A 25,752-nucleotide genomic window follows, 5' to 3' on the forward strand; every position below is an offset into this window, starting at 1 on the left:
CACTCGACGTGCGCGTGACTCAGCGCAGCAGGCCGATGCGCTCGTAGACGGCGGACAGCGTGCGGTCGGCGACCTCGCCCGCGCGCTCGGCGGCGCCCGCGAGCAGGCGGTCGAGCTCGGCCGGATCGGCGAGCAGCTCCTCGGTGCGCTCGCGCACGGGGCCCAGGCCGGCCTCGACGACGTCGACGAGCCCCTTCTTGAGATCGCCGTAGCCGCGGCCCGAGTACTCGGCCTCGACGGCGGAGATCGGCTCGCCGCTCAGCACCGAGTAGATGGTGAGGAGGTTCGCGACGCCTGGCTTCGCCTGGCGGTCGAAGCGGATCTCGCCGTCGGCATCGGTGACGGCGCGCATGATCTTCTTCTTCGTCACGTTCGCCGGATCGAGGACCTTGATGAGCCCCGCCTCGGTCTCCGCCGACTTCGACATCTTGGCGGTCGGATCCTGGAGGTCGTAGATCTTCGCGGTCTCCTTCTGGATCTGCGCCTCCGGCACCACGAACGTCTCGCCGAAGCGGTGGTTGAAGCGCGCAGCCAGGTCGCGGGTCAGCTCGACGTGCTGGCGCTGATCCTCGCCGACGGGCACGGACGCGGCCTGGTACAGGAGGATGTCCGCGGCCATGAGGATCGGGTATGTGAAGAGGCCCACCGACGCCGTATCGGCGCCGAAGCGCTGCGACTTGTCCTTGAACTGGGTCATGCGGCTCGCCTCGCCGAAGCCGGTGAGGGTGTTGAGCACCCACGCGAGCTCCGCGTGCGCCGGCACGTGGGACTGGACGAACAGCGTCGACTTCGCCGGGTCGATGCCCGCGGCGATGTACTGGGCGGCCGTGCGCCGGGTGCGCTCGACGAGCTCCTTCGGGTCCTGCGGCACGGTGATGGCGTGGAGGTTCACGACGCAGAAGAACGCGTCGAAGTCCTCCTGCATCTGCGTCCACTGGCTGAGCGCGCCGATGTAGTTGCCGAGGTGCAGCGAGTCGCTCGAGGGCTGCATGCCGGAGAAGAGGACGGGCTTGGGGGTGGGGTTCATGAGATTCCTGGTTCCCTGGACGTGGGGGTGACGAGAGCGGGGGCCGCGGGGGCCGGGGTGCTACGCGCCGAGGCGGTAGTCGACGACGACGGGTGCGTGATCCGACCAGCGCTCGGCGTACGATGCCGCGCGATCGATCGTGTACTCGGTGACGCGCTCCGCGAGCTGCGGCGTGACGACGTGGTAGTCGATGCGCCAGCCCGTGTCGTTGTCGAACGCCTGGCCGCGGTTCGACCACCAGGTGTAGGGGCCGTCGACCTCGCCGGCCCAGCGGCGGCCCACGTCGGCCCAGCCGTGGCCGGGGCCCTCGGAGCCGTCGACGCCCGTGATGGCGGCGCCGCGCTCGCCGAAGAAGCGGTCAAAGTAGGCGCGCTCGCGCGGCAGGAAGCCGGCGCGCTTGACGTTGCCCTTCCAGTTCTTGATGTCGAGCTCGCGGTGGCCGACATTGAAGTCGCCCACGATGGTGACGAGCTCGCGCTCGGCGGCCAGCTCATCCATGCGGACGCCCATCGCGTCGAGGAACGCCCACTTCGCCTCCTGGCGGGGCGTATCGACCTCGCCCGAGTGCGTGTAATTCGAGACGACCGTGAGCGGGGTGCCGCCGAAATCGAAGTCGGCCTCGAGCCAGCGCCCGGACGACTGGATCGCCTCCTGCTGATCCGCGGGGCCGAGGCCCACGCGGTGCGCGGTCGCCGGGACGCGGCTCGCGATCGCGACGCCGGCGCGGCCCTTGATGTCGCAGGGGTCGTGCAGCCAGTGCCAGCCCTGGCTCCCGAGGAACTCCTCGAGATGCTCGTCCGCGGCCCGCACCTCCTGGAGCGCGAGCACGTCGACGTCGCGATTCGCGAGCCACTCGCCCATGCCCTTGCGGTAGGCAGCACGGATGCCATTGACGTTGACGGACGCGACGCGCAGGGTTTCGACCATGCGCCCTAGTCTACGCGGGGCCACCGACACCGCGGGGCGCGGGTGCGCGATCCCTAGAAGACCATCGGGCGGTCGTACTCGTCCTCGAAGGTGCCGCCCAGCAGCGAGGGATCGATCTCGCACACCACCGGCACGTGATCGCTCGGGGCGTCGCCCTTGCGCTCCTCGCGGTCGATCGAGGCCCCCGTCACGGCGTCGGCGAACGCGCGCGACCCCATGATGAAGTCGATCCGCATCCCCTCGTCCTTGGGGAAACGGCCGGCCTTGTAGTCCCAGAAGGTGTAGCCCTCGGGCGCGATCGGCCGCACGACGTCCTCGACGTGCGGGGCGAACGCCGCGAACGCCGCCCGCTCCTCGGGGGAGACGTGCGTCGAGGAGCCGAGTGTGAAGCTCGGATCGCCCATGTCGCTGTCGAGCGGCGCGATGTTCCAGTCGCCCATCAGCGCGAGCGGCAGATCGGGATCCTCCTCGAGCCACTCGGCCGTATCGCGCCGCAGCGCGTCGAGCCACGCGAGCTTGTACTCGAGGTGGGGATCGCCGAGCGCGCGGCCGTTCGGCACGTACAGGCTCCACAGGCGGAGGTCGCCCACCGTCACGCCGAGCGCGCGCGCTTCGAGCGGCAGCCCGTTCGGTCCCGTGCCCTGCACCGCCTCCTGGCCCTTGATGGGCGCCCCGAAGCCCGGCATCTCGGCGAAGCCGCGGGACACCTCGGTCATCTCGTGGCGGCTCGCGAAGGCGACGCCGTTCCACTGGTTGAGTCCGTGGATCTCGAGGTGGTAGCCCGCCTGCTCGAAGGCCTCGACCGGGAACTGATCCGGTCGGCACTTGATCTCCTGCATGGCGAGCACGTCGATGTCCTCGCGGACGAGCCAGTCGACGACCCGGCCGAAACGGGTACGGATCGAGTTGACGTTCCAGGTGGCGATGCGCATGCAGCCAGCCTAGCGGGCTGGGTTTCTTCCCAAATTGTTGCAATCCGGGTTGGGGATTGCGGGCTGCACACCGCACAATTGCTTACACGGATCCACACCCAGGACGCGAGGAGCGGTGCGATGGAGGATTCACGAAGACCCGGCCCCGGCGCTCCGCGCGCCGCATGGAGCGGTGACGGGGCTGCCCTCCACACCCGGCGCCGCGCCGGCATGACCGCCGCGGTTCCCGAGCGCCTCGACCGCGCGGTCGACGCGCTCGACCCCGAGGGCGCCGTTCTCCTGCTCCTCGGCGAGGCCGGCACTGGGCGGCTCGTCCTCGCCGAGGAGGCGGCCAGCGTGGTGGCCGCGCGGCTCCCCGGTCCGGGCCGGGTGATCGTGCTCCCCAACCCGCCGCACGCCGCGAGCGGGCACACCTCGGTGTTCGCCGAGCACTTCGCGGTCGCGCTCGAGGGCCGCACGGAGGCGGGGGAGATCGCCGAGCGGATCCTCGCGGGCCTCTTCGCGACGCCCGGGGCGGGCCCCGTCGTGCTCGTCGCCCCGAACGCCGATGGCTACTCGCCGCGCGACACCCGGCTCCTTGAACTCCTGCTGCAGGACGAGCGGGTGCGGGGGATCGTCACCGCGAAGCAGCCGACGGGCGCGCTCGAGCGGCTCGGCGTCGGATCGGAGCGGCAGCAGCTCTCCGTCGCCCCGCTCGACCGGGTGGAGGCCGAGCGCTTCCTCTGCGCACTGCTCGGCGTCGACCGCATCGAGGCGGAGACTCTTCGCGGCTGGCTCGAGCTCGCGGCGGGGAACAGCTACGCGCTGGCGATGCTCGCGCTCGCCGCCGACAGTGCCGGTCGCCTGCGCCGCAGCCGCGGTGCCGCGTGGGCGCCGCACGAGCTCGACGCGGTGCCCGGCGAGTACACGCGGGTGATCCTCGACCCCTGCACGCCCGAGGAGATCGAGGCGCTCGAACTGGTCGCCCTCGCCGAGCCCATCACCGAGACCGGGCTGCTCCGGAGCATCGACGCGACGCTGCTCGCCGCGCTCTTCGACCGCGGGCTCGTCGTCTCCCGGCCGCTGCCCGACGGCGTCGCGCTCGTCACGGGCCACCCGCTGCTCGCCACCGTGCTCCGCGCGGGGATGTCGCCCGTGCGCAGGATCCAGCTCAACGACCGGATCTTCCGCGTGCTCTCCGACGGGCTCGGCGGCGTCGACCCCGTGTACACGCCCGTGCGGCTGATGCGCCTCGTCGTGTTCGGGATCGAGAGCGGGCAGCACCTGCCCTTCCCGTGGCTGTGGGCCGCGTTCGAGCTCACGGTGCGCGGCGGCGATCCCCGCCTCGTGCTGAACGTGGCGCGCGCCGTCGCCCTGCACCCTGACGCCGACCCGATGCAGGCGGGATCGGGGGCGCTCCGCGCCTGCCGCACCGCGCGCCTCATCGGGGACGACGGCAGCCTCCGCCCCCTGCTCGGCGTCGTGGAGCGCCTGCTCGCCGACCCCGAGCGGGTCGCCGGCATGACCCCGATGCTCCGCGTGCGCCTCACGACGAGCCTCATCGAGCAGGACCTCCGCGACGACGGAGACGTGGACCTCGCGCTCGCGGCCCTCGACGCGCTCGAGGACCGGCTTGCAGCGGATGAGCAGCCCGTGCGCGAGGCCGTGCGCGGCAGCCGGGTGCTCGCCCTCGCCTACACAGGGCGGTTGCGCGCGGCGACGATCGCCGCCCCCGACGAGGCGGTGTCCGCCGACCTCAAAGCGGAGTGGATCCGCTCGCCGGCGCGGGCGCTCAACGGCCTCATCCTGGATCAGCGCGGCGCTTTTGGGCGCGCGGTGGTGAACGCGGAGCACACCCGCCGCCTCAGCCGGCTCGGCCCGCGGGCCCGGCCCGACGTGATCGACATGCAGGGCTTCTGCTGGCTGCTCGGGCACTGGGTCGGCGGCAGCGCCGAGCTCGCGCGGCGCGTGCTCGACGAGCTCGCGAGCGAGGCCTCCTCCGACACGCACGCGGAGGCCCACTACTCGGGCTTCATCGAGGCGGGGGCCGTGCTGCTCGCCGTGCAGGAGGGACGCTGGGCCGACTCGGCGCAGAGCGCGGAGCGGCTGCTCGACCGGCTGGAGCGCCACGACAGCTACGGGATCGCGCCGCTCGTGCAGGCGGCGTTCGCGCTCGCGCTCGCGGTGCTGGGGGAGCGCGACGCCGCCGCCCGCGCGCTGCGCGCCTCGCTCCGCGGGACGCGCGGCATCGGCGAAGCGGTCGGCGGGCACCGCCGCATCCTCGCGCTCCGGGCGCGGCAGTGGCTCCGGGACCGGGACGTCGTCGCGGAAGCGCAGAGCGCCGCCGAGTGGGCGCACGCCGAGGGGCTCGAGCTGATCGAGCTGCAGGCCCTCCACGTCGCGGCGTTCGAGACGCGCACCGCGGGGCCCGGGGTGCTCGAGCGGGCCCGGGAGCTCGCGGTCGCGGTCGACCCGCCGCTCGGGGGCGCGTTCCTCGCGCACATCGAGCGCATCGCGGTGGGGACCGAGGCCACCGCCGCCGACACCGACGAGCCCGAGGTGCGGCTCCTCGCCGAGCTGGGCGTCTGGCTGCCGCTGCCGCCCGCCGCCGAGCTCACGGCCCGCGAACGCGAGGTCGCCCTCCTCGCCTCGCTCGGCCACAGCAGCCGCTTCATCGCGGCGCGGCTGCACATCTCCGCGCGCACCGTCGAGACGCACCTGTCGAACGTGTTCGGCAAGCTCGGGGTGGAGAACCGTGACGAGCTCAGGTTGTGGGCGGCGCGCGACCGGGCGAGCGCCCCCGATGCGCCGCCCACGGAGGCCCCCGCGCCGGATCCGGTGCCCGAGCGCGGCTGAGCGCCCGCCGCCAGGATCGCGCTTCCGAGCGCTCATACAGAGGTCTCGGGTACATTGGGCCTCTGCCGCTGTGCGTCCGACCCGGGCGCCCTGAGGAACGGGAAACTCTATGGCCAAGAACACCGCAGGCGATGCCGCGCGCCCCGCATTCGTGCGCCACGGCAAGCTGCGCCGATCGAACGCCTGGGGCAACGCGCTGCGCGTGCTGCTCACCACGGTCATCGTCGTCGCGCTCTCCGGGGTCGCCACGGTCGGCTACGCCGTCTGGGGGCTCACCCAGAACCTCAACACCGTCGACCTCGGCACCGAGGCGAGCGGCGTGGGCGTGGGCGCGCAGTCGGTGGACGGCGAGCTCACGATCCTGCTCGTCGGCTCCGACACGCGTGCTGGCCAGGAGTACGACGACGGCGAGGAGGGCGAGCTCAACGACGTGAACCTGCTGCTTCACGTCTCGGCCGACCACCAGAACGCGACCGTGCTCAGCCTGCCGCGCGACCTGATGGTGCCGTTCCCGAGCTGCCCCGGTCCGAACGGGGAGCCCGACTACTTCCCGCCCATGAGCGAGCAGCAGCTCAACAGCGCCATGATGTACGGCGGCCTGCCCTGCGTGGCGCGCACCATCTCCGAGCTCACGGGCATGGAGATCCCCTACGCCGGGCTCATCACCTTCGACGGCGTCGTGGGTGTCTCGAACGCGCTCGGCGGCGTGGACGTCTGCCTCACGCAGCCCATCGTCGACGAGAAGGCCGACCTCGATCTCCCCGCGGGCATGAACACGCTCGTGGGCTGGGACGCGCTGCAGTTCCTCCGCACCCGCCACGGCGTGGGCGACGGCGGCGACACGAGCCGCATCAGCAACCAGCAGGTCTTCATGTCCGCGCTCGTGCGGAAGCTGAAGAGCGCGGACACGCTCTCTGATCCCGTGAAGGTGTACGCGCTCGCGAAGGCCGGCGTCGAGAACATGACCCTCTCGAGCAATATGGCGAGCGTCGAGTTCATGCAGGCCGTCGCCGGCACGGTGAAGGACATCGACCTCGACCGCATCAACTTCGTCCAGTACCCCACCGAAACCCATCCGTACCAGGAGGGTCGCCTGCGGCCCGACTACGTGAACGCCGAGATCCTCATCAACCTGATGAAGAGCGGCGAGCCGTTCGCGGTGACCGGCGTGGGTGAGGGCGTCGCGGCGCAGGGCGCCGAGGGCGACGCGGCCGCGACGGACGCTCCCGCGACGGACGTCCCCGCCACCGACGACCCGGCGGCGGAGGTCCCGGCGACCGACGGCACCGGCGAGACGCCGGCCACGCCGCAGGACACGGGGCCGACCAAGCTGCCCGAGAACATCACGGGCCTCCAAGCGAGCAACGAGGCCTGCTCGGCCGGCAGAACGGTCTTCTAGCCGGGCCGCTCCGGGCCCGCCGCGCAGTCGATTTCCGCTGCGCGGCCTCGGTCCGGTAGAATGGCTCACGTTGTTCGCGTATGGAGACGTGCCGGAGCGGCCGAACGGACTTCACTGCTAATGAAGGGTCGGGGTTAAACTCGACCGGGGGTTCAAATCCCCCCGTCTCCGCCAGATGAACAACCGAAATCCCCGATGATACTGAGGTAGCATCGGGGATTTTGCTGTCTGCGGGAGGTGCTCGCATCCCAGGGCGCTTCGGGGCGGCCGGTGTACGCCGTTCATTTTGCGCCAATGTTCTGTCAATTCGCGCACGTTCGGCGCGAACGGGCCCCTCCGCGCCGCTGCACGCGCTATCGTCTGCGCTGAAGCGGGTCACGGCTGGCGAAGGCCCCGAAGTCTCGACCGCGGAGCGCTGAGTGCGCGCCTCCGCGATGCGCGGGATAGGCGGAGGCGACTCGTCGGCCGGGACCGGGGTTCGGCAACAGTGCGGTTGCCGCTGCGCTGCGTGCGGCTCTTGGGGGGTCGCGTCAGATTGCCGCGGCGGATCGTGTCTGAATGCATGAAGGTGTGCAGTGCGATGCGGATTGGGGAGCTATGGGGAAGCGTGCGCAGACGGGCGGATCCGAGGGGCCGGCGCGATGGCGGCCGAGTGGGCTGACCTGGAGCATCGTGGTGCTCGCGCTCGGTGGAATGGTCGCGGGACTGTATCCGATGACCGCCGCATGGGTGTCGTCCTACAACCAGTCGCAGGTGATCCGCAGCGCGGATCGAGCGCTCGACGTGATCGTGCCCGGCCGCGAAGAGCAGCTCGCGGCCGCGCGCATGTACAACGAGGCCCTCGCGGCCGGAGTGCGTCTGGAGGCCGGGGGGAATGTTCCCGTCGGAACGGGCAACGCATCAGGCACCGACCTCCGCTACGAGGATCTGCTCGTCGCGAATGACGACGGGCTGATGGCGCGGATCCAGATCCCCGGCATCGGTGTGGACCTTCCCGTATATCACGGGACTTCCGACGAGACCCTGCTCCGGGGCGCGGGCCACCTGGAGGGCTCGCACCTGCCCGTGGGAGGGGCAGGAACGCGCTCGGTGATCACTGCGCACCGGGGCCTGGCGAACTCGACCATGTTCTCCAACCTGGATCGGGTGCGGCGGGGGGACACGTTCGCGGTCGAGGTCATGGGGGAGGTGCTGAGCTACCGCGTCACGGAGATCGAGGTGATCGATCCCAAGGAGACGAGCTCGTTGCGGGCGAGGCCGGGCAAGGATCTCGTGACGCTCATCACCTGCACGCCCCTCGGCGTGAACTCGCACCGAATCGTGGTGACCGGCGAGCGGACGACGCCGACGCCGCCCGCCGACCTCGATCGCGCGAGGCAGGCGCCGCAGATTCCGGGGTTCCCGTGGTGGGCCGTGATCGGCGGCGGTGGCGTGCTCGTGGCCGGCGCGTACCTCGTGTGGCAGGGCCGCGCGGACGGGCGCCGCGCGGCTCGGCCCGGTCGGGAATCCGCGGGCGCACGCGACAGGAATGTAACGGATAGGTAACGGGCGTCAGATGCCGCTCCGCAGTGGTGTCTGAGTGACCGGACGCCGGAGGTGTGCAGGCCGGCGTTTTTGCATCAGGGCCTGAACGAGGGCTCTGTCTGAGGGAAGGAGACGTTCAGGTGACTGAACGCAACACGAAGCGGCGAATCGCCGCACTGCTCGGTACTGCGGCCGTGGGGATCACGGCCTTGATGGGGGCTGGCTCGGCCGCATTCGCGGCTCCCCAGAGCTACGGAGACATCGATTTCGATCGGGACGGCTCGCTCACGGTCCACAAGTACCTGCACCAGAAGACCCCGGGCTCGGGCGACATCAGCCAGGCTCCCGCGAACGGTGACTTCACCGACCCGGTGCAGGGCGTGGTCTTCACCGCGTACCCGCTCCTCAAGGACGGCGCGGCCATCGACCTCACCCGCGCCGGCAGCTGGGACACGCTCGCCGCCCTCACCCCCGGTGACGCGTGCACCGCGCCCTCCGGCTACTCGCTCGGTGCGCCGATCGTGCTGCCGACCACCGACAACACCGGTGCGGCGAACGTAGCGCTCCCGATCGGGGCGTACCAGGTCTGCGAGACGTCGGCTCCGTCGAACATCATCGATGCGGCCTCGCCGTTCATCGTGACGATCCCGATGCCGCATGAGACGGGCTGGGTCTACGACGTACACGCTTACCCGAAGAACGGCGAGGCGACGATCGAGAAGTCGATCGAGCAGCAGCAGGAGACCGGTCTCGGCTCCGTCGTGAAGTTCCCGGTGACCGCGCCGATCCCGACGGTGGGCGACGCGTGGACCGGCTTCGCGATCCGAGACACCCTCGATGCGCGTCTCGCGCCCGCTGCGGCCGCAGACATCGCGGTGACCGCGGATGGCACGGCGCTCGACGCCTCGTACTACGAGATCACGATCTCGGGCCAGCAGATCACCATGAACTTCACCGCGGCCGGTGTCGCGTGGCTGAACGAGGGCCCGAACGCGCAGGCCGGGACGAAGATCCAGGTCGTCTTCGCGGGCACCGTCACCTCGCTCGGCAACGGGACGATCACGAACGACGCGCAGCTCTGGGTGAACAACCCGGGCTTCGATCCGAGCACGAACCCCCCGATCCCCTCGAACGAGGTCGAGACGCACTGGGGCTCCCTCGCCGTGCAGAAGCGCGCGGCCGGTACCACGGGCACCGAGGGGCGCCTGAACGGCGCCGTCTTCGAGGTCTACAACGCCGTCGACCCCTACGCGGCTGACTGCTCGACCGCCGAGGCGACCGGCGACGCCGTGGTGGTCAACGGTGAGACGAGCTTCGCCTCGCAGAACGGCGGCGTCATCGCCATCCCCGGTCTCTTCGTGAGCGACAACGTGAACCCCGTCATCGATGCCCAGCAGCGCTGCTACGTGCTGAAGGAGATCGCGGCTCCGGCCGGCTACGTCCTCCCCGCAGACCCGTTCACCGCTGTTGTGGTGAAGATCGGGCAGACCACGGTGTCGGACAACGTCGAGATCCTGAACACGCAGCAGGACGTCCCTGAGCTCCCGCTCACCGGTGCGGCCGGTCAGGTGATGCTCATCGCTGCCGGTGCTGCCGCCGTCGCGGTTGCGGCAGGTCTGGTCCTGATGAACCGCCGCCGTCAGTCGGCTGACATCTAGTCAAGTCGGGAGCGGTGCGGGAGGGCGCCAGGGGGCGCCCTCCCGCACCGCACTCCGCCCGTGGGGCGGGTCAATTCGGGTGTCGGTTGGGGTGGAGCGTGTGAGTAAGGAAGCAACGAACATGAAGACGAAACGGCGGGGCACGGGCCTCCGCGGTGCAGCACGACGGCAGGGGATCGGCGCCGGCGTCGCGTTCGGAATTGCGCTGACGCTGCTGGGCGGGTCACTGGCCCCCGCGCTTGCCGTCGGCAACGAGCCGGTTCCCGTTGACGAGACGAGTGCCACGACTGACGGGCCGGTGCTCGACGCCGAATGGCAGGTCAGCGAGGGCGCCTCGGGCGAGGCCGCAGCGCCCCCCGCGGCGGAGCAGACGGGCGAGCCGTCGGACGAAGCGGCGAACGAACTGCCGGACGGAGCGTCGGGCGAGTCCTCCGGCGAACCGGCGGAGGCGCCGCAGGTGTCGCCGCTCGCCATCCCGCAGCCCACAGCGAGGACCGCGGTGATCACCGTGAAGGTCGGCGGCGATCGGCGGGCCGACGGCTCGGTGGCGCCCCTCGCCGGGGTCCGCCTCGCCCTCCACGGCGCCGGGACCGGCACGGGTGGAGGCGGCGCAAGCGGCGCCGGCGTGATTCCTCCGCAGGGCTCGGCGGGCGCGCGGTACAACGCGGCCTGGAGCTGGACCACCTGTACCTCCGACGCCGACGGCGACTGCAGCTTCGAGGTCCCGGTCCGAAGCGGATCGATCTCGAGTACGGGCGTCCCGCAGGACACCCGGTTCTGGGTCGTGCAGGAGGCGGCACCGAGCGGGTGGTACATGAACCCGAACGTGCGGATCGGCTCGTTCGGAGCCTCGCCTGAGCTCACCTGGCAGTACCGCTTCCGCACCGACACTCGGCTGCGGGCCGGCGAGACCTACGCCTCGACGACGGCCATGCCCTGGAACACCACCGCGGCGGATCCGGACCGCTACTTCATGCGGAACCGCGTCGATGCGAACACCGAGGACTGGTACGCCGCGAACGTCGGACGCACCACGGGCGTGTGGAACCAATCACGGGAGAACCCGCCCATGATCGGCGGATGCCCCATCGACATCGCGCTGATCGCCGACACCTCGGGCTCGTTGGGCGCGACCGGCATGGCCGGCCTCAAGGAGACCATGTCCTCCTTCGTCGCCGCGTTCCAGGGGACGAACGCGCGCATGGCGGCGTTCTCCTTCTCGAACCTGTCGCCCGGAGGCGGAGCGAGCAACCATCCGACGCTCATGCCGGTCACCACTTCGGCGCAGGCCGCCGCGTTCACCGCGCAGTTCGCCTCCTGGACGCCCGGCGGCGGCACCAACTGGGACGCGGGGTTCGCAGCGGCGGCGAACGCCCAGCCGCACTACGACCTCGCGATCCTCCTGACGGACGGGAACCCGACCGTTCTGCGCGACAACCCCGGCTCGGGTTCGAGCGCGTACAACTCCATCCAGGACGTCGACGCCGGAGTGTTCTCCGCGAACCAGCTGAAGCAGGAAGGCACCCGCGTGCTCAGCCTCGGCGTGGGCCCCGCGCTCACGGTCGCGAGCGAGGCCAACCTGCGGTCAGTGTCCGGCCCCGCCAAGAACACCGATTACTTCCGGGCCGGCAGCTTCGATGAGGCCACGCAGGTGCTGGTCGAGCTCGCCCAGAAGCGCTGCACCGGCAGCATCGGCGTGCAGAAGCTCATCATCCCCGAGGGCGGCACCGTCTCCGACGCCGTGCCCGCTCCCGCGGGCTGGGAGTTCGGAGCGGGAACCACGACCGATGCGGCGCGGCTCACCCCGGCGGCACAGACCACCGTCGCCGGTGGCGACGGCAAGGTCGACTTCGGCCTGAGCTTCACCCCGGGCGCACGGAGCGTCGGCGTGCAGATCCACGAGGTGCAGCAGGACGGCTACACCCACGTGCCCGTCGGCGGGCAGAACGCCGTGTGCGTGAACCGGAACAGCGGGGCGCAGGTCGCCGTCACCAACTCGGGCGACGCCGCACGGCCGGCCTTCGGAGTGGTGGCGAACGAGAACGAGCGGATCGAGTGCAAGATCTACAACCAGCCGAAGTCGCCTGGCGCGATCGACGCGGTGAAGTCCTCGGACCCCGCGTCGGGGACCGCGGTGACGCCGGGCCAAGAGGTGAGCTACACCCTCACGTTCACGAACTCGGGCGGCCAGGCAGCCCCTGTTGAGTATGACGACGTGCTCACCGGTGTGCTCGACGATGCGGATCTCATCGGCACGCCCACTGCGCAGTCGCCCCTCGCGGCGAGCTACGATGCGGGCACCCAGCGCATTCGGGTCACCGGCACGCTTCCCGCCGGGGACGTCAAGACCGTGACCTACCGCGTGAAGGTCAAGGAGGAACTGCCGGAGACGAGCGACGGCCGACTCGGAAACTTCATCGTGACGACCGGGGAGGAACCGCCGACCGAGTGCGAGCCGGAGGATCCGCACTGCACCGAGCATCCCGTGGTGGCCACGCTCTCGTGGAGCAAGATCGACGGCGCCGAGCCGGCGAACCTGCTCAGCGGATCGACGTGGGTCCTCACGCCGTACGATGCCGCTGGGCAGCTCGTCCCTTCGGCCGCGATCACCGTCGAGGATTGCGTGGCGGAGACCGAGGCCGAGTGCACCGGCGCGGACACGGACCCGCGTGCCGGGAAGTTCCGTCTCGAGCAACTCGCCCCCGGGCGGTACTCCCTGACGGAGACCGTGGCCCCGCCCGGATACCAGTTGCTCGACGCGCCGATCGAGGTCGTCCTGAACGCGAACCTCGCCCTCGGTGGGATCGTGAACACGCAGTCCGAGGTTCCCGTGCTGCCGCTCACCGGCGGCCTGGGAGCGTCGTCGATCTTCCTCGGCGCCGCGGGCCTCGGCACGCTCGTCGTCCTCGGCCTGCTGCTCCAGCGCCGTCGCTCGATGATGGAGCGCGCATAACCGGGGCCGGGAGGCTCGCGGCCGGTCGGTCTTTCCCCGTGCGGGGGAGGGCCGACCGGCCCTTGGGCGTTTCTCGGGGCTGCGTCCGACCGGACGTGCGCGGCCCCGCGCTCGGGCCCGCGGTCGAGTTCGAGGACTGCCCGCCGAGTGTGATGGGGGGACATCTCGGCGGGCAGTCGTCGGGCGGCCCTCGACACGAACTCGGAGTTCGAATGGCGAGGGAAGATCCGCTCCACGCAGGAGCACAGCGCCGGGGGAGGGCATCTGCGCTCCTGCACCTCTTGAGACACCGCTTGCCGCGGGAATCTGACGCGGCGAAGGCGAGTTTTTCTGACATCTCGCGCTCTGATCGGCCCCGCACCGGCCGGGCGGCGCGCACACCCGAAGTTGACGGACGCGAAGTGAAAGGGCTCCACCGTTGAAGAACATCGATCCTGCTCAGGCCTCCGACATCGCCCTGGTCGAGCTCACGCGGAGTGGCGTGAACGAGGCCTACGCCGAACTCTGGAAGCGGCACGCTCCCGCCGTCGTCACGGCCGCCCGATACTTCACGGGATTCGATCCCGAGGATGTCGCCCAGGAGGCGTTCCTCCGCATCCTGCAGCAGATCCAGGCCGGCCGGGGCCCGGATACCGCGTTCCGGGCCTACGCGATCATGACGGCGCGGAACGTTGCCACGAACATGGCGAGAGACCGGAAGAGCACCGAGATCACCGGCGTCGATGACAGCGCCTTCGAGGCGGCGAGCGCCGAGATTCCCGGAACCGAGGCCCAGGTCCTCAGAAGCGCCTTCACGCAGCAGGTGTTCGCATCGCTGCCGACCCGGTGGCAGGAGGTGCTCTGGTACCGGGAGGTCGAGGACCTGCCCGTGCAGGAGTTCTCGACCTATCTCGGGATGACGGAGAACGCGACGTCCGCGCTCCTCAAACGCGCGAAGGAGGGTTTCAAGCAGGCCTGGATCGCAGCCAACCTCGAACCGGTGGCCGGGCTGCCGCCTGAGTGCCAGTGGGTGGTCGACAAGCTGCCCCAACTCGTGCGGGGGAAAGCGACGATGCACACCCGCCGGCGCGTGACCGCTCACTTCGAGACGTGCGCCCGGTGCGCGATTCTCTCTGAGCAGTCGGAGCAGCTGCACTCCCGCCTGGCGATGGTGCTCCTCCCCGCGCTGCTCGGCGGTGCTGGCGCCACCGGCTACCTCGCCTCATCCCAGTGGGGCGCCGCGACGGCGGGCGGGGCACCGGTGTTCGACCCGGCCGCGGCGTCGTCGCTGGCGCCGTTCACGGCGCCGCCAGCCGAGCCCGCGCTCGCTCCGCTCGCACCGGGAGACCCCGTGGCGGCGCTCGCGGGGGGCACCGTGTCGAAGATCGTGGGGGTGCCGCTCGCCGCGCTCGCGGTGGGTGCGCTCGCGGTCTCCATCGCATTCACTGTCGCGGCGTCCCCGGGCTCGTCTCCCGCCGCCGTCGAACTGCAGGCCGAGGGGCCGAAGCACCCGCAGACCGCGCCGAGCGAGCGCGACGCGGGGGACGGCGAGCCGAGCGGAAAGGGAGCCGGGGCGAATGATGCGGGCGACCGCGGGGCGGACGCCGACGGGGCGAGCGACGACGGGGTGAGCGGCGGCGGGGCCACCACCGGGGACGACTCGGCGGGTGACGGCGATGGGGCGTCGGGGGAGAACGGCGCCGAGACCGGCGACGACGGCTCGGCCTCCGCGCCGACCTCGATTGCGTACGCCCCGCTCAGCGGCGCACCCATCGACGGCGTGGAACCCGGGGTGTTCCCTCGACTGGTCGGCCTCGGTGCGTCGCAGGCGACGATCGATCTCACCTTCGCCAACGAGTACGGCGAGGCGGTCACCCGCACGGTAGCCGCGGACCTGCAGGGCCGATGGGCCGCGAGCACTGTCCCCCTCATGGGGCAGGTCACGGTGACCGGGCGGCAGGCGTACACGATGGCGGATGGCGATCGCGTCGATGCGGAGGTGGTGCTCGGCACCTTCGCCGTCGGGTGGGGCCTCGACATCGCGGTCGACATCGAGTCCGCACAGAGCACACGCATCCGTGTGACCGGCGTCACCGGTGAGACGAGAAACCAGGTCGTCAATATCGAATCGACTGCGGTCGGGACCCTCGCCGCGCGGCAGGTCGCGACGGCGCCCGGCGAGGTGGTGCTGATCGTGCCGTACGCACGGGCCAGCCTCGGCGACCTGCACTACTGGCAGGGAGACACCTCAGAGGGGCCCCGGCGCGTCTGGTGGCGTCAACTCTGATCGGCGCGACCGCCAGATCCACTGCCCGATCTCGATGAGCGCGAAGACGAGCAGCAGGATCGCTGATCCCAGCACCACGACGAGTGCGGGACCCGGAGCGATCCGAGCGGCCGCGGAGAACGCGACCATGGAGCCGCAGAACAGCAGCGCGGCGAGCGCCGCCGCCCGCTTCCCGCTGCGCGGCGTCTTCGGGATCATGCGCTCCACAGGGGTGTCCTCATCTCGATGAGCGGCCTCAGCGAGGCTCGCCCTTCACCGGGCGGAGGGAGACGTTCGCCTCGCGGGTCGCGTAGACGCGCTTCGCGGCGCTCGCGCGGATCGCCCCCGGTGTGGCGCGCAGGCGGAAGCGGCCGCCCGATCCGCCTGCGGCATTCCCCATCACCGACCACAGGTCGACGCGGTCGTCGCCGTAGCTGCTCAGCAGCTCGGGGGAGAGGACGAAGGCGTACTCCAGGGCTCCCGTGTCGGGCGCAACCCGGACGAGCCGGCCCGTGAGCACGGTCGCGCGGCTGCGCCGACGCCCGCTCAGCAGGAGCCGGAGCTCGGGGGCGCCGTGCGCGAGGCCGGCGCCCACCCGGCGGCTGAGGCCGCGCGCATAGCGGTTCCCCCCGAACGCGCTGAGCCCCCGGTCGATTGCGCGGCCGAGACGCAGGCGGCCGGCGCTCGGCAGATTCCCGTCATGGAGTTCCTCGGGGCGCGCCGGCAGGGAGGCGACGCGCAGCTCGATCCCGCGCGCCGTACGCTCCGCGGCGGCAACCCGCGCATCGTGCGCGAAGCTCTGCTCGGCGCCGATGAGCGCGTCGAGGCCGGCCACGTCGCCCGCGCGGATGAGCTCGATCTTGCGGCGGTCGGTCGGGTGCGCGACGGTCGCGTCGAGCCGCTTCGGGAGGAACTCCTCGAGGAACGCCCGGTGCAGCTCCACCCAGTGCGCGCGACGCTCGGCGGGCATCGGCAGCCACCGCTTCGGCACGTAGAACCGCAGGCCCTTCCGCTGGAAGAACTGCAGCACGAGCTTTTGCGCGGCGGCGGTATCGGGAACCCCGTCGAGGAGGAGCTGCGCGATGCGCCGGCAGGAGGCGACGTAGTTCTCGGGCTCGATCGTGCGCGAGGAGATGTTCTGCCCGTCCTCGCGCAGCGCGATGAGGTAGAGCGGGTCTTTCCCGCAGAACAGGATCCGGTTCGCCCGCGTGTACGCCTCGGTGACGAAGATCCCGTCCTCGAGTCGCACCGGCTCCTCCGGGAAACGGAGGCCGAGCCGGAGCAGGAACTCGCGGCGGAAAAGCTTCTGCGGCGACAGCGTCTCCATGGCGCGGGCGATCGAGATCGGCCCCGCTGGGTGCCGCCGGAACAGCGACTGCACGAAGCGACCGCCCGTGCCGGCGAAGCGCGGGATCACGATATCCGCGGGATCCTCGCCCGCGGGCTGCTCGGCCAGCTCCACCATCTCGCGCAGCGCGCTCGGCGTCATCGTGTCGTCGGCGTCCATGAAGAAGACGTACTCGCCGCGCGCGCGATCGATGCCGCGATTGCGGGGGATGCCCGGCCAGCCGCTGTTCGGCTGGTGCAGCGCGATGATGCGCGGATCCGCCGCGGCGAAGCGGTCGATCTCCGCTCCCGAACCGTCCGAGGAGCCGTCGTCGACCGCGATGACCTCCCAGTCCGTCAGCTCCTGCGCGATCAGCGAGTCCAGCGTGCCCGTGAGGTAGGGCATCGCGTTGTAGACGGGGATGACGACGCTGACGCGCGGCGCGCGCCCGGCGCTCGCCGTGGACTCCGTGTTCGCTGAGGGCTCCGTGCTCACTCGGGGGGCTCCGTCCGGATCGGGTAGGAGGGGCCCTCCTACGGCTCTTCGATGAGGGTACCGCGCACGGTCCCGGGGATTGCTGCATTGGGTGAGGCGCGGCTGAGTACCCCGCGCTGCGGCCGGAAGCGCGAGGGCTTCCTGTGAGTTTCGAGATTCTAAAACGATCGTTTGCGAAACTCAGATGTTTCGGGATAGTGTGACTCACGCGATCGGGATGGGACGGGTCTTCTGGGCCCCTCAGCGTGCCCGCCTCGGCCGCACCGCGCGGAGGGCTGCCCCACCCCACCCCCTTGTCTGGGGCGGCCTTCCGGCTCGGGTCTCAGCCGCGACGTTCAGACGCGCGGCGCCCCGCTTCGGCTCCCGGTGAACACGAGCTCCATGAAGCCCTCGAGGAACAGTTCGTACTCGGCGATCGCCTCGGCGTCGGAGTCGCGCAGGCACTGGAGGTACTGGATCCCGGTCGAGGCGTCCGACATGATCCGTGCGAGCAGCAGTGCGCGATGCTCCGGCACGCCCTGCAGCTGCACCCACGTCGCGAACTGCCCGATCCAGACCTCGTATGCGGCACGCACGTACTGCCCGATCTCGGGATCGAACTGCTCGAGTGCCGCGCCCTCGAACTGCAGCCGGAGCGCCCCCAGGTGCTGCACCGTGAGCGTCTCCCGGAACGCCGTGCGCAGCATCTCCACCATCTCCTCGCGCGTGCGCCCCAGGAAGTCGAGCCCGCCGAGCGCCTCGATCCGCCGGCTCATCGCCTCCTCGAGCACCGTGCGAATCAGTTCCTGCCGCGTGCCGAAGTGGTAGACGAGCGTGTAGGTGCTCACGTTGAGCTCGCTCGCGATGACGCGGAAGGTGAGGTGCGAGAGCGGCAGGCGAGCGGTGAGTGCGATGAGCTCGTCGAGCAGCTCGGCGCGGCGAGCGGGGTTCTGCGGACGACCCACGTCGGTCCCTTTCAATGGCACGGCACAGCGGAGGAGGCCGGTGGAGGCCCCGCGGCGCCCGGGATCGGGGGTCTGCCCCGCTGCGCGCCGACTCGCGGGCGCGCGGTGCTCGCCGCTGTGCCACTCTAACCAGTGCGGTGCCCCGCGGCGAACACCATCGCCGAGGTACACTCGGCGAATGGGATCCGAGCGCGGTGCGGTCGTCGTCGGCAGCGGGCCGAACGGGCTCGCCGCCGCGGTCACGCTCGCGCGCGCCGGCGTTCCGGTCACCGTGCTCGAAGCGGCCGATTCGATCGGCGGCGGCACGCGCACCGTCGAGCTCGTGAGCCCGGGAGTGCTGCACGACGTGTGCTCCGCGATCCACCCGATGGCGCTCGCCACGGGGTTCTTCGGGGCGTTCGAGCTGACGCGCCGGGTGAGCTTCGCCGTGCCGGAGGCCTCCTACGCCAACCCGCTCGACGGCGCAGCGGGGACGCGCGCCGCCATCGCCTACCGTGACCTGGAACGCACCGCCGACGAGCTCGGCCGCGACGGCGCCGCCTACGCCCGGCTGTACCGTCCGCTGCTCCGGCACCTCCCGGGCATCGTCGACTTCGCGCTCGGCGGCAGCATGCTCCGCTGGCCGCGAGACCTGAGCGCGGCCCTCGTGACGGCGCTGCGCACCGCCGAACAGGGCACCCCCGCCTGGAACCTCCGCTTCCGCGAGGCCGCGGCGCCCGCGCTCGTCTCGGGAGTCGCGGCGCACAGCATCGGTCGCATGCCGAATCTCGCGACCGCCGCCGTCGGCACGGTGCTCGGCGCGCTCGGGCACGCGAGCGGCTGGCCCGTGCCGATCGGGGGATCCCGCGCGATCTCCGATGCGCTCGCCGCAGACCTCATCGCGCACGGCGGCCGGATCGAGACCGACCGCAGGGTGACCGAGCTCGGCGAGCTCGACGCCTTCGACGTGAAGCTCTTCGACACCTCCGCGCAGGGCCTCCTCCGGATCGCCGGCCGGGCGCTGCCCGCCGCGTACCGGCGCGGGCTCGAGCGGTTCCGCTTCGGGGACGGCGCCTCCAAGGTCGACTTCGTGCTCGACGGGCCGGTGCCGTGGCGCGACCCGCGGGTGGCCGCGGCCCCGACCGTGCACCTCGGGGGCACCCGGGCCGAGACCGCCGCCGCCGAGCGCGCCGTCTCGCGCGGCCGGTACCCGGAGCGGCCCTACGTGCTGCTGGCGCAGCCCACGAGCTTCGATCCGGATCGCAACGCCCCGGGCGTCAACGCCGTGTGGAGCTACACGCACGTGCCGCGGGGCTCGGACCGCGACGTGTCGGCCACCGTGATCGCGCAGATCGAGCGCTTCGCGCCCGGCTTCCGCGACCGGATCGTGGCGACCCGGGTGACGACCGCGGCGCAGCTCGCTGCGTACAACCCGAACTACGTCGGCGGCGACTTCAGCGCGGGCGCGGTCACGATGCGGCAGCTGCTCGCGCGCCCGGTGTTCGCCCGGGATCCCTGGCGCACCCCGGCACCGGGGGTCTACCTTTGCTCCTCGGCCACGCCACCGGGCCCCGGCGTGCACGGGCTCGCGGGCTGGTACGCGGCGCGGAGCGCGCTGCGGCACGAGTACGGGCTCCCCGCACCGGAGCTCGGGGCGGCCGGCGCGTAACGGGGTCGGCTGCGGCGGGGGACCGGCCGCGGGAGGGGATCGCTGCGTCGCGGCGGCGCGGGTATACTCCCATCACGTAGCGCTTCGTTCGGCGAGGCTCCTGCACGAACACAGTCCGCTCATCCCACGACGTCGAGAGACGCCCAGGCTGAGGACAGGCCTTCCCGGCTTAAGGGTCGGCCCCAAGCGGATTCCCCTCAGAGGATACGTCGTGCAGTGCCAAAGCTCTGACGTGGAGGTGTGTCACGGAACCCGGTGGTTCCGGCCTACGCGATCGGTCGTGCGCCTGTCTCGGAAAAGAGGTTCACCATGGAGACACTCGACCTTGCCCTGAGGATCTTCTCAGGCCTCGCGCTCGGCGCGGCGATCGGCTTCGAACGCCAGCTCCGATCCCGCACCGCGGGCGTCCGCACGAACGCGCTCGTGAGCCTCGGCTCCGCGCTCTTCGTGATCATGGGCGCGTTCAGCTTCGAGGGGGCGGACCCGACGCGCGTCGCCGCGCAGATCGTCTCGGGGATCGGCTTCCTCGGCGCCGGCGTGATCATGAAGCAGGGCGTGTCCGTTACGGGCCTCAACACTGCCGCGACGCTCTGGGCCTCGGCCGCCGTGGGCGCGCTCGCCGGTGGCGGGCTGATCCTCGTCGCCGTCGGTGGCGCCGCGGCCGTGATGCTCTCGAACGTGGCGCTGCGACCGGTCGGCCGGCTCCTCGACCGGCGCAGCCGGGAGACCGGGCGGGAGGCGGTCACGACGGAGTACGTGTTCGTGGTGCGCTCGGCGACGGACGCCGAGGTGGCGACGCGGTCCCAGGTGGTGTCCGCGCTGCAGCGACCGGAGTTCACCCTGCACTCGCTCGACGCGCGCGACCTCGCCTCCGGGGAGGTGGAGCTGACGGCCCGGCTCACCGCCCTCGAGCGGAGCGACGCCGCGTTCGAGGCGGCGATCGCGGACATTATCCCTGTGCCCGAGGTCACCTCGGTGCGCTGGCGGGCGAACGAGTTGGAGGGCGAGGACTAGGCGGCGGGGCGGGGGCTGGCTCGCCCCCGCCCCGCCTCGGGCCGGCTCAGGCCCGGCTACGCAGCCGGCCCGGCCACCAGATGCGGTCGCCGGCCAGGCCGAAGATCGCCGGGACCACGACCGTGCGGACCACGAGGGTGTCGACGAGCACGCCGATGCCCACGATGAGGCCCAGTTGCCCGAGCGTCACGAGCGGAAGCACGCCGAGCGCCGCGAAGACCCCAGCCAGCACGATACCGGCGCTCGTGATCACGCCGCCGGTGTGCGCGATCGCGTGCACCATGCCCTCGCGGGTGCCGTGCCGCTCGGCCTCCGCGCGCGCCCGGTGCACGAGGAAGATCGTGTAGTCGATCCCGAGCGCCACGAGGAAGAGGAACGCGAGGAGCGGCACCTGGAGGTCGAGGGCCTCTTGGCCGAAGAGGATCCGGCTGAGCCAGGATCCCGCGCCGATCGCCGCGACCGCGCTCGCGAGGTTCACGAGGAGCAGGAGCACGGGGGCGACGAGCGAGCGGAGCAGGACGAGCAGCACGAGGAAGCTGACGGCGAGCACGAGCGGCGCGATGAGCAGGAGGTCGTGCTGGTTGCCGGCGCGCGCGTCCACGTCGGTGGCGACCGCGCCGCCCACGACCGCGTCCGCTCCCGGTACCGCGTGCACGGCGTCGCGGAGGGCGTCGACCTGCGCGAGGCTCTCGGGCGAGCTCGGCGTGTACTCGCTCGTCACCATGACCTTCGTGAGCGTGCCGTCCTCGGTGCGGCCGGCGGGGTGGGCCCGCACGACGCCGGGGATCTCCCGTGCCGCGGCCACGACCTCAGGGGAGGCGTCGCTCTGTGCGACGACCCAGATCGGCTGAGCCTCACCCGCGGGGAAGTGCGCGGAGAGCGATTCGAGTCCGGCGGCGGACTCGGAGGCGACGCGGAACTTGGCCGTCTGGTCGAGCCCGACGCTCGTGCCGAACAGCCCGGCGGCCATCACCGCGAGGAGCGCGAGCCCGGCGAGGAGGCTCGCCGCGGGGCGGCGCATCACGCGCGCGGCGATTCCTCGCCAGACCCGGCCCTGCGTGGCGGGCGCGCCGGGCTTCGGGACGAACGGCCAGAAGAGGCGGCGCCCGCATACCGCGAGCACGGGCGGCAGCGCGAGCAGCACGGCGGCGAGCGCGATGAGGAGCCCGATCGCCGAGGAGATGCCGAGCCCGTGGGTGCCCGGGATCACGGCGAGCACGAGAGTGAGCAGTGCGACGACGACGGTGAGGTTCGACGCGAGGATGGCGGGTGCGGTCTTGCGCCAGGCGGTCGCCAGGGCGCTCCGGTGATCGTCGGTGAGCAGCAGTTCTTCGCGGTAGCGGGAGATCAGGAGGAGCGCGTAGTTCGTGCCCGCGCCGAAGACGAGGACGCTGATGATGCCCGCGTCGAACTGCAGGTCCCACGCGGCGCCCGCGGCCGCGGTGACGCGGCCGGCGAGGCCGTCGGCGAGCGCGACGACGAGGAGCGGCACGAGCCAGAGCACGGGGGAGCGGTAGGTGACGATGAGCAGGATCGCGACGATCAGGATCGTGACGAGCAGCAGCGTGAAGTCCGCGCCCGCGAAGGCTCCGGCGATGTCGGCGCCGAAGGCGGGCCCGCCGGTCACCTGGAGCACGAGGTCGGCGGGACCGTGCTCGGCGACGGTCGCGCGCAGCGCGGCGATCGTCTCGGCGTTCGCGGAGTTGTCCTCACCCGCGGTGATCGGTGCGACGAGGAGCGCGGCCGCGCCGTCCTCGCTGACGAGCGGTCCGCCCGGGGCTGCGGCGCCCGCGGCGCCCTCAGCGCCCTCGGCGAGCTGCGGGGCGAAGCGCTCGAGCGACGCGAGCTGCTCCGGCGTGAGTGCGGCGCCGTCCTCCCGGGTCGCGACCACGAGGACGGACTGCGTGTCCGCCCCCGGGAACTGCTGCAGGAGTTCTGCGGCCCGCGTCGACTCGGAGTCGAGCGGGGCCGCGGAGTTCCGGGCGGGCGCCTGCGCCGAGCCGAAGAGCCCGAAGAGGGCGACGAGCGCGACGAGCACCGCGCCGAGCGAGATCCATGCTCCGCGGCGGGAGACGAGCCGGTCGGGGAAGCGCCGGGGCGCGTGAGTGTCATCCATGCTTCTACCCCACCAAGCGGCGGGGGATCCGGCATCGGCGGGGCGGGTGAACTCCGCGTCATCCGAACGGATGAGAGGCGCGCGGTGGTGCGGGTGTGCGGCGAGGCGCGGCGGACGCGGGCGCGGCCGCGCCCGGTTACGCGGCCGCGCCCGGTTGCGCGGTGGTGCCGGGGAGCCCGGCGTGGCTCCAGGCGGCCCGGGCCGGACGCAGGTCGGTGAGGCCGACGGAGGCCGGGGCCGCCCCGTGCACGGCGCGGAACGCGCGGGTGAAGGCGGGGAGGTGGGCGTAGCCGATGGCGCGCGAGACCTCGGAGGGGGAGTCGCCGTGGCCGAGCCGGGTGCGGGCCCGCGTCATGCGCGCCGCGCGCAGCCAGACGGCGAAGGGCTCGCCCGTCCGCTCGCGCACGAGCGTGCGCAGTTCCGCCTCGGGGCGGCCGAGCTGCGCGGCCGCGTGCGCGAGCGGGGTGTCGGGCGCGCGCGAGATGAGGCTCGCGAGCCGGGCGAGCGCGGCATCGTCCGGGTCGGTCTCCGCACGCGTGGAGCCCGCGAGCGCGGCGGCGAAGCCGCGCCCCGAGGGAACGCCGGCGGTGCCGACGCGGGTGTAGGCGGCGAGCATCGACTCGACCGTGTCGAGCGACTCGAGGCCGCCGAGCTGGGCGGGCGTGAGCGGTGCGCCCACGGCGCCGGTGCGGCCGCTGCGGTAGCCGATCGGCAGGAGCAGCGAGCCGGGCGGGATCTGCACGTGGTTCGGCGTGCCTGCGGGGATGATGATCGCCTCGCCCGGGGCGAGCGCGATGGTGCGGGGGCCGACGGTGACCCTGGCCTCGCCCTCGGCGGCCCAGACGGCGATGTGCGCGCCGTTCACCCGGGACCAGGTGCGGTGCGTGCGCCGCTCCCAGGATGCGGGGACGCGGAGTTCGGCGTCGCCCGCTGCGGGCAGGGTCGCGTCGCGCCGCCACTGGCCGGGGGTCGTGCCGGCGTACTCCGCGAAGCCGCGGATGAAGCCGGCGACGGAGCGGTAGCCCACGCGGTGGGCCACCCACTCGATATCGCGCCCGCGCGCGAGGAGCTCGGCCGCGGCCGCGATGCGGTTCTGGCGCAGCCACGCGGTGAGCGTCAGGCCGGTCTCCGCGCTGAAGCGACGCTGCACGGTGCGCACGCTCCACCCGGAGACGGTCGCGCGCACGGCCTCGGCGACGCCGCGATCCGGGTCGTCGGCGAGGAGCTCGGCGAGGTCGCGCAGCTCGTCGGAGCGCGGCGCGGGGGGCGGGCTCACCCGGCTGGCCTCGGCCCCGTGCACGCTGACGGCGGCGCTGTGCTCGCCCGTCAGGTGACCGAGCGCGCAGGCGAACTCGTGGAGCAGGCCCGGCACCTGCTCGGGTGCGATCGGGGTGCGCGCGGGGACCGCGGGCCCGCCGGGGCGGGCCGGCACGGGGAGCACGACGGCTCCGGGTGCGGGGCGCACCTCGGCGCGTACGCCGGCGGGCAGCCAGAGCGCGGTGCCCGCGGCGATCCGGTGCTCCGCCCCGTCCGCGATGATGCGCGCGGAGCCCCGGAGCGCCGCGTAGAGCAGCGGTTCGGGCAGGGGCGGGGCTGGTAACACGGTGTCGTTCACAATCAACAGATGGAAGTAAGGCTTGGCTAAGTTGAGGATAGCGCGCGGGATCCCGTGCGCCCTGTGAACTCGATCCAGCCCGGAGGTGGCCGCGTGGCCAGACGACCCCTAGCCCTCATTCTCGCCGCGGCGGCCGCGGCCCTGCTCGCGGGGTGCAGCCCGACCGCGGCCCCCGACGCCGGAGCCGACTCGGGCGCCGCAGCCGGCGGCGAGTGGCCGCGCACGATCACCCACGAGCTCGGTGAGACCGAACTCGGCGAGGCACCGCTGCGCATCGTCTCGACCTCGCCGTCGATCACGGGCAGCCTCCTCGCGATCGACGCCCCGCTCGTCGGATCTGGCGCCGCGACCGTCACGCCGCTCACCGACGACCAGGGCTTCTTCACGCAGTGGGCCGACGTCGCGAAGGAGCGCGGCGTCGAGGTCGCGTACCCGAACCTCACGCTCGACATCGACGGCGTCGACGCGCTCGAACCCGATCTCATCATCGGCTCCGCCAACGGCGGCGACGCGACGGGCGACGCCTACGAGCAGCTGTCCGAGATCGCCCCCACCGTGATGCTCGACTACAGCAGCATGACCTGGCAGGATCTCACCACCGAGCTCGGCAAGATCACGGGCCTCGAGGACGAAGCCGCCGAGCGTATCGCGGAGTACGACTCGTGGGTGAGCGAGCAGGCGAAGCTCATCTCGCTCCCCGAGCAGCCCACCACCGCGCTCGTCTACATGGGCGCCGACGGCTCCTGGGCCTTCACCCCCGACAGCCCCCAGGCCCAGCTGCTCACAGCGCTCGGCTTCGAGTACGCGCCCGTGATCGAGGAGTTCACGAGCGAGGGCCAGAGCGGCCGCGGCGTCGACGTGCTCACGAGCGAGAACTCGGCCGCCGGACTGAAGAACGCGCAGACGATCCTCACGGTCGCGATGGGCGGCGGGGACCCCGTGGCCGACTTCACGGGCGACCCGCTCCTCGCCAACCAGCCCGCGGTCGCCGGGGAGCGCGTCTTCTCGCTCGGCACCCAGTCGTTCCGTCTCGACTACTACAGCGCCAAGCTGACGGTCGAGCTGCTCGTCGATACCTTCTCGGGCTGATCCG

The 25,752-nt window shown here is 72.0% G+C and carries 17 protein-coding genes, 1 tRNA gene and 1 riboswitch; of the genes, 10 read left to right on the forward strand and 8 right to left on the reverse strand.

All coding sequences use genetic code 11. The features are described from left to right. Positions 1–19: 19 nt before the first annotated feature. The 3 genes from trpS to U874_RS0104990 are packed head-to-tail and all read right to left on the reverse strand — an operon-like array spanning position 20 to position 2,886. A complete protein-coding gene (gene trpS / locus U874_RS0104980; RefSeq protein ID WP_025133446.1) occupies positions 20–1,027 on the reverse strand; it encodes a tryptophan--tRNA ligase in 1,008 nt (335 codons plus the stop codon). Between the two features lie 60 nt (positions 1,028–1,087). Continuing rightward, positions 1,088–1,954: an exodeoxyribonuclease III gene (locus U874_RS0104985; RefSeq protein ID WP_025133447.1), complete on the reverse strand. Its 867-nt coding sequence runs from the start codon at positions 1,952–1,954 to the stop codon at positions 1,088–1,090. A 53-nt stretch (positions 1,955–2,007) separates the two neighbouring features. Next, positions 2,008–2,886, reverse strand: coding sequence for an exodeoxyribonuclease III (locus U874_RS0104990; RefSeq protein ID WP_025133448.1), 879 nt, complete (start codon positions 2,884–2,886; stop codon positions 2,008–2,010). Between the two features lie 120 nt (positions 2,887–3,006). Between U874_RS0104990 and U874_RS0104995 the strand changes: the two genes are divergently transcribed. From U874_RS0104995 to U874_RS14695, 7 genes are all read left to right on the forward strand, one after another. Next, the gene (locus U874_RS0104995; protein ID WP_157834209.1) at positions 3,007–5,721 is read left to right on the forward strand and encodes a helix-turn-helix transcriptional regulator; all 2,715 of its coding nucleotides are present in this window, start codon (positions 3,007–3,009) and stop codon (positions 5,719–5,721) included. Positions 5,722–5,830: 109 nt separating this feature from the next. After that, complete coding sequence (locus tag U874_RS0105000; protein ID WP_025133450.1) at positions 5,831–7,120, forward strand: LCP family protein; 1,290 nt, start codon at positions 5,831–5,833, stop codon at positions 7,118–7,120. 82 nt (positions 7,121–7,202) lie between these two features. After that, positions 7,203–7,294 (forward strand) — tRNA-Ser (locus U874_RS0105005). 423 nt (positions 7,295–7,717) lie between these two features. Beyond that, positions 7,718–8,665 carry a class C sortase gene (locus U874_RS0105010; protein ID WP_025133451.1) on the forward strand — a complete coding sequence of 316 codons (948 nt, stop codon included), beginning with the start codon at positions 7,718–7,720 and terminating at the stop codon, positions 8,663–8,665. A 119-nt stretch (positions 8,666–8,784) separates the two neighbouring features. Then, on the forward strand, positions 8,785–10,302 hold the full coding sequence (locus U874_RS0105015) for a SpaH/EbpB family LPXTG-anchored major pilin (RefSeq protein ID WP_025133452.1): 1,518 nt from the start codon (positions 8,785–8,787) through the stop codon (positions 10,300–10,302). Between the two features lie 100 nt (positions 10,303–10,402). After that, positions 10,403–13,255, forward strand: coding sequence for a SpaA isopeptide-forming pilin-related protein (locus U874_RS0105020; protein ID WP_198525816.1), 2,853 nt, complete (start codon positions 10,403–10,405; stop codon positions 13,253–13,255). A 418-nt stretch (positions 13,256–13,673) separates the two neighbouring features. Then, the gene (locus tag U874_RS14695) at positions 13,674–15,521 is read left to right on the forward strand and encodes a sigma-70 family RNA polymerase sigma factor (RefSeq protein WP_025133454.1); all 1,848 of its coding nucleotides are present in this window, start codon (positions 13,674–13,676) and stop codon (positions 15,519–15,521) included. Here the strand turns inward: U874_RS14695 and U874_RS0105030 are convergent. From U874_RS0105030 to U874_RS0105040, 3 genes are all read right to left on the reverse strand, one after another. Next, complete coding sequence (locus tag U874_RS0105030; protein ID WP_025133455.1) at positions 15,483–15,728, reverse strand: hypothetical protein; 246 nt, start codon at positions 15,726–15,728, stop codon at positions 15,483–15,485. The two genes, U874_RS14695 and U874_RS0105030, sit on opposite strands and share 39 nt — an antisense overlap. A 28-nt stretch (positions 15,729–15,756) precedes the next feature. Next, positions 15,757–17,322: a glycosyltransferase family 2 protein gene (locus U874_RS0105035; protein ID WP_025133456.1), complete on the reverse strand. Its 1,566-nt coding sequence runs from the start codon at positions 17,320–17,322 to the stop codon at positions 15,757–15,759. Between the two features lie 335 nt (positions 17,323–17,657). Then, positions 17,658–18,266, reverse strand: a complete 609-nt coding sequence (locus U874_RS0105040) for a TetR/AcrR family transcriptional regulator (RefSeq protein ID WP_025133457.1) — start codon at positions 18,264–18,266, stop codon at positions 17,658–17,660. A 178-nt stretch (positions 18,267–18,444) separates the two neighbouring features. On the opposite strand from U874_RS0105040, the gene U874_RS0105045 reads away from it, so the two are divergent. After that, positions 18,445–19,914 carry an NAD(P)/FAD-dependent oxidoreductase gene (locus U874_RS0105045; RefSeq protein WP_025133458.1) on the forward strand — a complete coding sequence of 490 codons (1,470 nt, stop codon included), beginning with the start codon at positions 18,445–18,447 and terminating at the stop codon, positions 19,912–19,914. Between the two features lie 76 nt (positions 19,915–19,990). Beyond that, positions 19,991–20,159: riboswitch (M-box (ykoK) riboswitch) on the forward strand. 64 nt (positions 20,160–20,223) lie between these two features. After that, on the forward strand, positions 20,224–20,928 hold the full coding sequence (locus tag U874_RS0105050) for an MgtC/SapB family protein (RefSeq protein WP_025133459.1): 705 nt from the start codon (positions 20,224–20,226) through the stop codon (positions 20,926–20,928). A 46-nt stretch (positions 20,929–20,974) separates the two neighbouring features. Here U874_RS0105050 and U874_RS0105055 read toward each other — a convergent pair whose 3' ends face one another. Continuing rightward, positions 20,975–23,044, reverse strand: coding sequence for an MMPL family transporter (locus U874_RS0105055; RefSeq protein ID WP_025133460.1), 2,070 nt, complete (start codon positions 23,042–23,044; stop codon positions 20,975–20,977). Between the two features lie 136 nt (positions 23,045–23,180). Then, entirely contained in the window at positions 23,181–24,659 is a 1,479-nt protein-coding gene (locus tag U874_RS0105060) for a helix-turn-helix domain-containing protein (RefSeq protein WP_025133461.1), read from the reverse strand. 93 nt (positions 24,660–24,752) lie between these two features. Here U874_RS0105060 and fepB point away from each other — a divergent pair, with 93 nt between their 5' ends. Beyond that, positions 24,753–25,748, forward strand: a complete 996-nt coding sequence (fepB, locus tag U874_RS0105065; protein ID WP_025133462.1) for a Fe2+-enterobactin ABC transporter substrate-binding protein — start codon at positions 24,753–24,755, stop codon at positions 25,746–25,748. Positions 25,749–25,752 lie beyond the last annotated feature (4 nt).

This window comes from Leucobacter sp. PH1c (assembly GCF_000633415.1).
Lineage (GTDB): Bacteria > Actinomycetota > Actinomycetes > Actinomycetales > Microbacteriaceae > Leucobacter.

Coding starts and splice junctions, on each gene's coding strand:
- trpS (WP_025133446.1), bottom strand. CDS start 1,027: ATGAACCCCACCCCCAAGCCCGTCCTCTTCTCCGGCATGCAGCCCTCG.
- U874_RS0104985 (WP_025133447.1), bottom strand. CDS start 1,954: ATGGTCGAAACCCTGCGCGTCGCGTCCGTCAACGTCAATGGCATCCGT.
- U874_RS0104990 (WP_025133448.1), bottom strand. CDS start 2,886: ATGCGCATCGCCACCTGGAACGTCAACTCGATCCGTACCCGTTTCGGC.
- U874_RS0104995 (WP_157834209.1), top strand. CDS start 3,007: ATGGAGGATTCACGAAGACCCGGCCCCGGCGCTCCGCGCGCCGCATGG.
- U874_RS0105000 (WP_025133450.1), top strand. CDS start 5,831: ATGGCCAAGAACACCGCAGGCGATGCCGCGCGCCCCGCATTCGTGCGC.
- U874_RS0105010 (WP_025133451.1), top strand. CDS start 7,718: ATGGGGAAGCGTGCGCAGACGGGCGGATCCGAGGGGCCGGCGCGATGG.
- U874_RS0105045 (WP_025133458.1), top strand. CDS start 18,445: ATGGGATCCGAGCGCGGTGCGGTCGTCGTCGGCAGCGGGCCGAACGGG.
- U874_RS0105050 (WP_025133459.1), top strand. CDS start 20,224: ATGGAGACACTCGACCTTGCCCTGAGGATCTTCTCAGGCCTCGCGCTC.
- U874_RS0105055 (WP_025133460.1), bottom strand. CDS start 23,044: ATGGATGACACTCACGCGCCCCGGCGCTTCCCCGACCGGCTCGTCTCC.